The organism is candidate division TA06 bacterium B3_TA06 (genome assembly GCA_005223075.1).
GTDB lineage: Bacteria > Hydrothermota > Tepidihabitantia > B3-TA06 > B3-TA06 > B3-TA06.
In genome coordinates, this window is sequence record NJBO01000003.1 from 156,729 (window position 1) to 166,987 (window position 10,259).

Annotated in this window: 8 protein-coding genes; 6 read left to right on the forward strand and 2 right to left on the reverse strand. The window is 47.2% G+C overall.

Translation table 11 applies throughout. From position 1 onward, the window contains the following. Positions 1 to 30: 30 nt before the first annotated feature. Positions 31 to 2,883: a hypothetical protein gene (locus tag CEE36_03445; protein ID TKJ43754.1), complete on the reverse strand. Its 2,853-nt coding sequence runs from the start codon at positions 2,881 to 2,883 to the stop codon at positions 31 to 33. A 279-nt stretch (positions 2,884 to 3,162) separates the two neighbouring features. Between CEE36_03445 and CEE36_03450 the strand changes: the two genes are divergently transcribed. The 6 genes from CEE36_03450 (at position 3,163) to CEE36_03475 (ending at position 9,967) form a co-directional block, all read left to right on the forward strand. Then, positions 3,163 to 4,974, forward strand: coding sequence for a methyltransferase (locus tag CEE36_03450; protein ID TKJ43755.1), 1,812 nt, complete (start codon positions 3,163 to 3,165; stop codon positions 4,972 to 4,974). Next, the gene (locus tag CEE36_03455) at positions 4,971 to 5,918 is read left to right on the forward strand and encodes an S-CspCI protein (protein ID TKJ43756.1); all 948 of its coding nucleotides are present in this window, start codon (positions 4,971 to 4,973) and stop codon (positions 5,916 to 5,918) included. Before CEE36_03450 ends, CEE36_03455 begins: the two co-directional genes overlap by 4 nt. Positions 5,919 to 6,292: 374 nt before the next feature. After that, entirely contained in the window at positions 6,293 to 6,937 is a 645-nt protein-coding gene (locus CEE36_03460) for a hypothetical protein (protein ID TKJ43757.1), read from the forward strand. Between the two features lie 516 nt (positions 6,938 to 7,453). After that, complete coding sequence (locus tag CEE36_03465; protein TKJ43758.1) at positions 7,454 to 8,305, forward strand: hypothetical protein; 852 nt, start codon at positions 7,454 to 7,456, stop codon at positions 8,303 to 8,305. Next, positions 8,302 to 9,504, forward strand: a complete 1,203-nt coding sequence (locus CEE36_03470; protein TKJ43759.1) for a hypothetical protein — start codon at positions 8,302 to 8,304, stop codon at positions 9,502 to 9,504. The genes CEE36_03465 and CEE36_03470 overlap by 4 nt, the downstream gene beginning before the upstream one ends. A 1-nt stretch (position 9,505) precedes the next feature. Beyond that, positions 9,506 to 9,967: a hypothetical protein gene (locus tag CEE36_03475; GenBank protein TKJ43760.1), complete on the forward strand. Its 462-nt coding sequence runs from the start codon at positions 9,506 to 9,508 to the stop codon at positions 9,965 to 9,967. An 89-nt stretch (positions 9,968 to 10,056) separates the two neighbouring features. Here the strand turns inward: CEE36_03475 and CEE36_03480 are convergent. Further along, on the reverse strand, positions 10,057 to 10,259 hold a 203-nt coding region (locus CEE36_03480; protein TKJ43761.1), incomplete at its 5' end, for an AAA family ATPase.

Below are 10,259 nucleotides of genomic sequence, written 5' to 3' on the forward strand. Positions count from 1 at the left end.
AATTGACAGCGGTCTGTATCTCGTGTATAGTCAATCGCTTACGATAACCGTGGGCCTTGTGACGCCGGCACGAATCTGGGTCCGGCCCGAGAGGCTGGCCAGCTTACCTTTCCCCTTCTCAAAGAAGCTGCGGTAGCGCTCGTTCATCGCAAAGCGACCGAACCCTTCTGTAAGTATCAACGTGAACGGGATTTGCTCGTCGCCGGTCAGCGCCACCCCGATCTCTTCACCGTAGAACTGGACCCAATCGGCGTTGTGAATCGAGGGCGCGATTAGCCCGGCAACACCTGCCTCAGCCGCCTTCCTCAAGAACCCCTCGTCAACGGGATTAAAGGTAACCACAATCTTTGCTTTGGCAGAGCTGTCCGGCTCGCGAGAGCTCAGTAGAATCTTGCCCGAAGCCTCGCCGCCGAAGCCGATGATGCCGTAAAGCGTTGTGCCCTGACCGGTTATCTCGACGCCGAGGTTCTCCTTGACCCTGCTCACCTTGCCCGAAACGAACGAGCGCAACGGTATCGGTGTGATGTGGTACTGGATCGTAACCGTGCCCTTCTTTGTATCTATCTTCTTTAAGGTTCCTGTGGCAGTGGGCTTAACGATCCTAAACCCCTCAGTTGTAGCCTTCTGAGCCAGAATGCGGTCCGCCTCCACAAAGTCGCCTTCCTGGAACTTCATGTATGCCTTGATGTGTTCGGGCTTTATGTCCAGCTTCGTGGCTACGTCTACAACGTGGGGCTTGCCGTCGTAGTCCTGGATCTCCCTCATTATTATCATCTTGCCGCTTGCTTCTATCTGGGTAACCTCGCCTCGCACCGGCGACTGGCAGTAGAAGGGGATACCCAGTGGGCCGGCCCCTTTTGCCTTGAAGATTCGCTGCCTCAACTTGACGTGGTCCCCGACCTTGACCTGAACCCCTGCAAGGAAAGCCTTCTCGTCCAGCTGCTTGTCGTAACCTATAAGCCGGTGGATATCGATGATATAAAGCTTGGGCGGGCCGAACCGGTTCTCTCCTATGATATCGTCAGGCTTCACCTCCTGGCCGGGTTTCACGAATATCTCGCCCTCGTATGGCAGCCGGCGCTGGATTTTGTAGGTGCCTGCAGATATCTCAGCCGCCTGCTTCCTGACCTGGGTTTTGAAAACACCCTCAGGCGGCGTGAACACCGCTATTCCCGATTTTGCAAGCGGAACGCCCAAGAGCTTCTCGCCCCTGCCACGGCAGTCGAAAAGCACGGGCAGGGAGGTTTTTAACTCAAAGCGCTCAAGGTTGTTGCGAATACACAACCCCTTCTCCAGCAGTATCTCCAACTCGCCGCCCTGGGGAAGATACAGCAGCTCCCCGCCTTTAAGGGCATAGGCCTTGGAGCCTCGGGCATCCTTGATGGTCAGCGCCAGCCGCTTGGGAGAGAGCTTCCCCACAGGCGCTACAACGTAGCCGATCTCCTGCAGACATTCGCCCTTAAAAAGATCAAGCGCAACCTCAGCGTCCAGCTTTGCCAGCACCCCAAGGTGCGGGCTCTTGAAGTGGCGGTCAACCGCGAGCTTCGTGATCCCCGAGGGCCTGAACCCCTCGGCAAGCATCCATAAGACCTCTTCCTTTCTCTCAGCATGCGAAAGCACACCGCCTGCACCGATGATCAAATCGATATCCGAAAGCTGGAAGTAGCGCTCTTCGTTCAGATAAAACAGCTCCTCGAACTTATTGACGTCCTTGCGTAATCGTCTCCTGTCCAGGCGTCCGATCCGCGAGACCTTGAAGTTCATATCCTTGTGCTGCTCCCAGGCCATGTTGATCCCCTCAATGGCCGCGGCCTGCTCAAGCACACGCTCGCATGCCTGCCCGGGCATGTAGGTCGGGTTGAGCATCTTGCCCGAGATGTAGTCACGCACCTCGGTTTCTGTGAAACCCTCAGGCAGGTGCCGCATTATCCGCTCGATGCCGACCTCGGCCAGGACGTTCGATACCGAGTAGCTCATCCCGATGTTGGCCGCCACCGTTCTATGATAGGAGCCACCTATATTCGAGAAGATGTCGGTGGTCGCGCCGCCCATGTCTACCATAAGGATGTTTTGGCTAAGCTTCTCGCCGTAAAGCCTTAAGATATTCTCGACCCCGGCAGGGGTGGGCATGATGTCCGCGGCCACCCAGTTCTTCAGCTCGGCGTAGCCAGGCGCGCGCTCCATCACGTTCTCCATGAAAAGCTCGTGCACCTTGCGCTTGGCAGGCTCGGTCGCAAGCTCGGTCATGCTGGGTCGGATGTTATCGGTGATATAGAGCTCGAAGTTTCCCTCAAGCACGCGTTTAACGAACCCGCGCGCGTTCACGTTGCCGCAGAAGACAAGCGGGATGCGCTCCGAGAGCCTGAACTTAGGCTCAGGATCGGCCAGGGACAAAAGCTCGGCCAGACGAACCACGCCCGAGATCGCACCGCCGTCAACGCCACCGGCCATGAGAATCAAATCAGGGTGAAGCTCGCGGATAAGACGCATCTTGTCCACCGCCGGGATCTGATCGTCTATGGTGAAGGTTCGCAAAATCACCCCGCCAGCGCCGTAGGCGGTCATCTCTGCGGCCCGGCCGGTCTCAAGCGCGGATAGCCCGAACACGAGTATCTGCAGGCCGCCGCCCGCCGAGCTTGTGGTCAAATACGGGATAGCAATCTTGCCGTCGGCAAGGAGCGTGGTGCCGGTCTTTTGCTCGAGCCTACTTACCGACTCAAGCACCCCAATCTTGACGTCCTCTGCAGGTTTCTCCACGGTGGTGGGTACTTCTAACTCGCCGGCGAAGCGGTACTTATCGCCCTCGCGCGCAATCAAAAGCGCCTTGGTCGTGGTGCTGCCGACGTCGGTGACAAGCACGTGCGCATACTTACTTAGCTCCATAATTTACTCCGGTTCCCACTACTATACCCCTCCCCAAGGCCGATGTCAAGCCCTGCCTTTGCCGCGCAAACTCGTCAGGTTTACATCGAACTCGTCACAATTAAGCTGGTCAAAAGATGGTCAAAAGCTGGTCAAAAGCTGGACAAAAGTTGGACATTTTGGGGCGATTTTGGGGTATTTTTGGCAAAAACCGACGCTGACTTGCCCCAAGGCCGATGTCAAGGGTGGGGGTTGACACCTTACCAGAAACATATATACTGAGAAAAACCTGGATGAAGGATGGCAAACGAAAGGGTAACAGAAAACATAGTAAGAAGACATTTCAACTCATACTCTGGTGAATGCACAATCGAGGAGCAAAAATCCTCGAACCCCAAAATTGACAAGTTGCTGAAAAATGCCTCCAAGAAAGGGGGCGGTAAGGGGTATCCTGAATTTATTATTTCTGGGATAAAAGGCAACCCTGATTTCATCATAGTAGTTGAGTGTAAGGGGGACATCGCAAGGCATCAGAGTTCTACATTAGACAAGTATGGTGAATATGCGGTAGATGGGGCTTTACTGTATGCATCCTTCCTTTCTAAAGAATATGACGTTTTAGCTATTGGAGTAAGTGGACAAAACTTAAAGGAGCTTAAGGTAACACACTACCTGTATTTAAAAGGGGAAAGTAAACCAACCCCTTTTAGCGGTAACGAGTTATTAAGTATAGAGAGCTACACCAAAGGCTATTTAGGAAGCGATGAGAAATCCAGGCAGGATTACGATGCACTACTTGTTTTTTCAAAGGAGTTGAATGTAGAATTACATCACCGAAAAATACCAGAAAAGGATCGGGCGTTATTAATCAGCAGTATCCTTATAGCATTAGATGATAGGGCATTTCGCAAAGCTTACAAGGAATATGAGAAGCCTGAGGACCTTGCTAACTTTTTAGTTGATACTGTTTCAAATGTATTACGCAAAGCAAACCTGCACGGGAAAAAACTAGAAAATCTGAATATTCAATTTAGCTTCATCCGCACCGATACGTCGCTATCAACTAAGCCAGGTGTATTACGAAATTTGATAGATGACATCGATGAACGCATAAATAAATTCAGAAAAACACACGAATATTACGATTTTTTAGGGCAGTTATATATAGAATTCTTACGTTATGCTAATAGTGATAAAGGGTTAGGGATTGTCCTTACACCTCCCCACATAACAGTTTTGTTTGCCGAGTTGGCTGGTGTAAATAAGAATAGCGTGGTATATGACAATTGTGCGGGTACAGGGGGTTTTCTAATTAGTTCATTAAAGAAAATGGTAAATGACGCGGGAAACGACCTGGACAAGATAAAAACAATAAAGGAGAAACAGGTAATAGGGGTAGAGTACCAAGCTCACATATTTGCGTTGGCTTGTTCTAACATGTATATTCATCAAGATGGCAAAGCCAATATTATCAATGGCGATTGCTTCAATGAGGAAGTGATGGAGGAAGCGAAAAACTACAAACCAACAACTGGGTTTTTAAACCCGCCATATCAAGTTGACAAAAAGAAAGATACTGAGGAGTTAGAATTCGTGTTGAGTAATCTAGCGACGTTACAGCCTGGCGGAACTTGTATAGCAATAGTGCCTATGCGTTGTGCACTGGCGCAAAAAGGGGAAACGTATGAACTTAAAAAACGGCTTTTGAAGAGCAGTACATTAGAGGCAGTATTGTCAATGCCAAATGAATTATTTCATGATTCTAAGACAGGGGTAGTTACCTGTGTTATGATATTTACTGCACATAGACCACATCCTCCCAATAAAGAGACATACTTTGGCTATTACAAAGATGATGGTTTTGAAAAAAGGAAAAATCAGGGAAGGATAGATTTTTATTCCAAATGGGAAGGTATTAAAGAAGAATGGGTATCATCGTACGTAAACAGAAAAGCGAAACCTGGCTTTAGCGTTAATAAACATGTTACTGCCGAAGATGAATGGTGTGCTGAAGCTTACATGGAAACAGATTATAGCAACATTGCAAAACGTATATTCGAGGAAACAGTTAAGGACTACATGTTATTTAAACTCAAAAATGATGTTTCATGAAACTGGTAAGGGTCTCTGATCTTTTTGATATAAAGTATGGTGATAGTTTGGAGCTTAATAGGCTTGAAAAAGATGACTGCGGAATAAATTTTGTATCGAGAACCGCTAAGAATAACGGCGTTTCAGCTAAAGTAAAAAGGATCCCTGGAATAGAACCTACCCCTGCCAACACAATTACAGTCGCCCTTGGCGGTTCCGTTTTAGAGACATTTCTGCAACCCGAGCCATTTTATAGTGGTTATCACATTTTTTGTTTGACCCCAAAAGTAGCATTAAGCGAAGCTGAAAAGCTATTTTATTGTGCATGTATCCGTGCGAATCAATACCGTTATAATTATGGGCGTCAAGCAAATCGAACCCTTGCTGAATTACTAATACCCAGCAGAGAGGAAATACCAACTTGGGTTAATAAAAGTAATGTTCAACCCTTTGACGGGGCAAACCAGCCCTTTACTAAAGAACAAACGCCTAAAATAGCAACAGGAACATGGGAATGGTTTAAACTACAAGATCTATTTGAGATAAAGAAAGGGAAAAGGCTAACGAAAGCCAACATGAAAAAAGGGAATGTCCCTTTTATCGGTTCTATTGATTCCAATAACGGCTATAGAGAATATATCGGGCAAAAGCCAATCCATACAGGTAACACCATAACAGTCAATTATAATGGTTCTGTGGCAGAAGCATTTTATCAACCTCAGCCGTTTTGGGCATCAGATGACGTTAATGTATTATATCCGAAATTCGAGATGAACCAGTATATTGCGTTATTCATTGTGTCTTTAATCAAGCTTGAAAGGTACCGTTTTAATTATGGTAGGAAATGGCACATGGAAAGAATGAAAGAGTCAAGGATAAAACTACCTGTAACTTCGCATGGTGAACCTGATTACGAATTCATGGGGAAATATATTAAATCATTGCCGTATTCAAGTTCGATATAGTCCTTCGCTGAATCGTTCCCCCATTTGACACCCCTGCCAATCGCCACACGAACTTTAAGTGAAAGCGCCAGCCTCTGCAAGCAGCCTGTCCACGAGATCGTCGGTAGTAACCCCCTCAGCCTCGGCAGCGAACGAGGTCACCAACCTGTGCCTTAATACCGGATGCGCCATGGCCTTCAAATCCTCCTCACCCGGTGTCAGCTCACCCCGAAGTATCGCCCGCGCCTTTGACCCCAATATCAGATACTGCGACGCCCGCTAACTTTTACTGCCCCACACGTCTGCTGACGCAGCCGCGCGGGGACCCCCGGAATTTAAGTCCTGATTTGTGCATATGCAATTGACAGCGCCCTGTATCTGGAGTATAGTTATCTATGGATAAGTCAAGGGAGTTTGAGACTTCAAAGGTCGGGATACCGCTTCTGAGGCATCTGCTTCAGGGCCATGTAGCCGACCCGCTGGGGTTCATCGAGCACTGCAAGAGAACTCTGCCGACGTTCAAGAAGCGGCTCGACCCGCGGTTCCCCCAGGATATGGTGGACGCCCGCGCCCTGTATCTTCACTGCTACATCAAGCTGAAAAAACAGCTCGGGCAGGAACCGGCCTACGAGATCATGCGCATCGTCTTTCTTACCGACGGAGAGATAAGGATGAACCTTGCGTTCGACACCGCCGGCGGCCGCAGCTATGAAAAGGTTATCCAGAAGGCGATCGAGTACAACCGCGCTTCGGGCGTCTCCTACAAGATCGTTGAGCAGAGCGATGACCGCTTCGAGATGAAGATGACAAGCTGCACGTTCTGGGAGTTTTGCTGTTCGCTTGAGATCCCTGAGGCGACCAGGCTTGTCTGTCAGGTTGACGACGCCTTCTTTAACTCGTATCTGCCCGAGGAGGTGCGGTTTTCCCACGGCGTCCCCTGCAGCCGCCTGGTTGACGGTTCGTCGGTCTGCCGGTTTGTTTTCACGCACATGCTGGGTCTTAGCCCACAGGAGCCGGTCTGCCCGCCGGAGGAGAAATGAGTCTTGTCTTCATTGTGGTCTTTGGGCTAGCGGTGTACCTGGACCTCAGCCTGCTGCCGATACCCTTTACAAGTCGCCGTAAAACTCGGTGACGGTCGGCTTGATTTGACAGGCTGTCGCTTCCGCGTTATAGTCAGGTTATGACAGAATCGGCGAGGAGCAGAAGGGTGACGGTTCTCTTTATCGGCGAGGCCAGCATGCGGCATCGGGCGCATCTTAAGCGCAAGCTTGCCGCGCTGGCCTAATTATATAAGAATAATCGGAATTTCTCCTTTGTCAAGTCCTGCCTTTGCCGGGCAAACCAGGTCAGGTTTACATCGAACTCGTCACAATTAAGCTGGTCAAAAGTTGGTCAAAAGCTGGTCAAAAGGTGGTCAAAAGTTGGACAAAAGTTGGTCATTTTGGGGTATTTTTGACAAAAACCGACGCTGACCTGACCCAAGGGCGATGTCAAGGGGAAGGGGGTTGACAAAGTCCGTGTTTTTGATATAATTTTACACTAGCTGGGAGTTAGTTTTGAAAGATATTGATTACGCAGATATCCTGAGAGAGGGAGGCTTCAAGGATGTTACGCCGTTAAAACCTGGCGGACAAAGAAGAGTATTTCGTGCAAAGCATTCTGATTATCCGGAGGAGATCGTTGTGAAGATAGGGAGTTACAGGGTTAAGCGACAGCTGCAAAGAATTGAGCGGGAAGTAAATTTGCTTAGGGGAATTGACTCAAAGTACTACCCTAAGAATTACGATTTTTATACGCTGAACGATAGCAAGTTTATAGTTGTCGAAGAATACATAGATTCCGAGCCGCTTCATACTTGCTTTGACAAGTTTCAGAAACCTGCAGAGATTTTGTCTCTATTGAAAGAATTAATCCAAGGATTGAGAATCCTTTGGGAGGAGAAAAGGACGGTACATCGAGATTTAAAACCAGGCAATATTTTGATTAAACCAGATGGTTCACCTGTAATTATCGACCTCGGCATAGCACGCCTTTTAGATTTAGAGTCTCTTACGTACACTTTTGCTCTTCGGGGACCATGTACTCCACCTTACGCTGCACCAGAGCAACTTAGTAATCGAAAAACTAAAATCTCTCATCGAACAGATCAATTTGCACTCGGAATAGTAATTTTGCAGTTGATGATGAAAGGCAAACACCCCTTCGACCCTTATGACTCTAGAAGCGTGGAAATTGTTGTTGAGAATATCCTAAGTGATAGATGGGACAGAACGATAATAGAACGTTCTGAGTTTTCACAGATGTTTCCCTTGGTTACTACATTGCTTGGCCAAGAACCACACATGAGATATCGAACGCCTGATATGTTATTAGAAGAAATTAATAAATGCATGGAGAGTTTAAAATGAATTTTGAGATTTACCATCAGTTGGGTCATAATGCAGTTTGGAACTTCGAGAGTCTAGAAGAGGACGGTACAGGTGAGGGATTTATCATTTCTCCTAGGCACATTCCACAAAGTAAAGTAGAGTCGTTAGACCACCATGAGAAAGCGCGAGCAATATTTGATCCTCAGTTTTTCCTACCCCGGGTTCCTTTGGGAAAACTCTCTACTTACGATTTCTTCCCCCACCAAGTTGTCGAATCTGTTTTTGACACAAGCGATTATGAAGGCGAGCCAGCTGAAAGGAGTGCAGATAGTTGTGTAGATTTTCAGCGTATGAATAATTTTCGTTATATTGTAATTCCTACTCGTTATATGTCAGGTATGCCAACAGATTTTCAAGAACAACAAACTGCCCTTTTTGTAGGACCCTTTTTAGATGCTGTTGAAGGACATGGGGTTTCTGAAGAAAAGGAAATACTACTCCAATTAGTTTTAAATAGCGACATGGTCAAGGACGAGCAGTATTCCGCTGATATTTTAAATTGGGTAACGGGGATTCCGAGAATCAAAGGTGTTTATCTTATTGTGGAATGTATCCCCAGATCCAAACAGATAAAAGATATCGATTTCCTCTACTCTTTATTAAAATTCGTTGACAAACTAAGTCAGCATCCAAATAAACTTGAGGTTATACTTGGGTATTTGAATACTGAGTCATTGGTCTTATCTCTGGCCTCACCAAGTATAATCACTATTGGTTCATATGAAAATACGAGGATGTTTAATATCGCCAATTTCAGCTTGCCAGAGCCACGCCCCAGAGGTCCAACACCACGTTTGTATGTCACAAAACTCCTTCAATTGATAGATTATAATTATATTGGTGCTATTCGAAGAGTCCTAGGAGATTCTAGTGATATTTTCGATGAAAACCGATACCAAGCCATTATGTTTGACCCAGATTATAGGTGGTGGTTTACAAAACCAGAGCCTTATAAACACTACTTCCTTGAATTTTCGAGACAACTGCGTACAATTCGTTCCGTTAGAGAAAGAAAGAGGTATGAATTGGTTTCCTCTATGATGCGCTCTGCCATAGGCTTGTATTCAGAGTTAAGAGACAGTGGGATAATCTTTGACTCAGAAAGTGACGGTTCCCATATTGCTGCTTGGCTTACAGCTGCAAATCTATTCGCTAAAGACAAAAATTGGGTTAAGTAAAGTGCCCTTCAAAACCGAGAAATCCCTTTTCAATAAAGCCTTAGCGAGTTCTCACATGGAAACTCTATTCAATCGGAGCAATTGGTTGGCCAATTTCTCAGAGTTAAGTGGTCTTTTCGGAATCCCCGATCTGATAGTCGCGATACGTAATCCATTTCGCAAATCCACCGATAGTTTAATGTTTCTGGCTTTTGAAATGAAACTCAGAAATTGGAAACGCGCCTTAGTTCAAGCATTCCGCTACAGATGTTTCGCTCACAAATCATACGTCTTGCTTGATCGTGCCCACGTCGATCCCGCTCGGAAACAAATCGAGATGTTCCAGAAGTCAAATGTAGGTTTACTTAGCATAGATACGAACGGTGAAATCAAAATCCATTGCAAGCCACGTTATAGAAAACCATATTCTCAAGATCTGGAATCTGCTCTCAGATTGAAAGTCACCAATGGAGGGCATATTTAACAACCTCTTTATTAGAAAGATGGCCTTCTATACGAAATAGGTCTTTTCTAATCTCCCATTTGACACCCCTGCCAAGCGCCACACGAACTTTAAGTGAAAGCGCCAGCCTCCGCAAGCAGCCTGTCCACGAGATCGTCGGTAGTAACACCCTCAGCCTCGGCAGCAAACGAGGTCACCAACCTGTGCCTTAATACCGGATGCGCCATGGCCTTCAAATCCTCCTCACCCGGTGTCAGCTCACCCCGAAGTATCGCCCGCGCCTTTGACCCCAATATCAGATACTGCGACGCCC

What these genes read in the sequence shown, in the direction of transcription:
- CEE36_03460 (TKJ43757.1), top strand. Translation starts at nt 6,293, where the DNA reads ATGGATAAGTCAAGGGAGTTTGAGACTTCAAAGGTCGGGATACCGCTT.
- CEE36_03470 (TKJ43759.1), top strand. Translation starts at nt 8,302, where the DNA reads ATGAATTTTGAGATTTACCATCAGTTGGGTCATAATGCAGTTTGGAAC.
- CEE36_03450 (TKJ43755.1), top strand. Translation starts at nt 3,163, where the DNA reads ATGGCAAACGAAAGGGTAACAGAAAACATAGTAAGAAGACATTTCAAC.
- CEE36_03455 (TKJ43756.1), top strand. Translation starts at nt 4,971, where the DNA reads ATGAAACTGGTAAGGGTCTCTGATCTTTTTGATATAAAGTATGGTGAT.
- CEE36_03445 (TKJ43754.1), bottom strand. Translation starts at nt 2,883, where the DNA reads ATGGAGCTAAGTAAGTATGCGCACGTGCTTGTCACCGACGTCGGCAGC.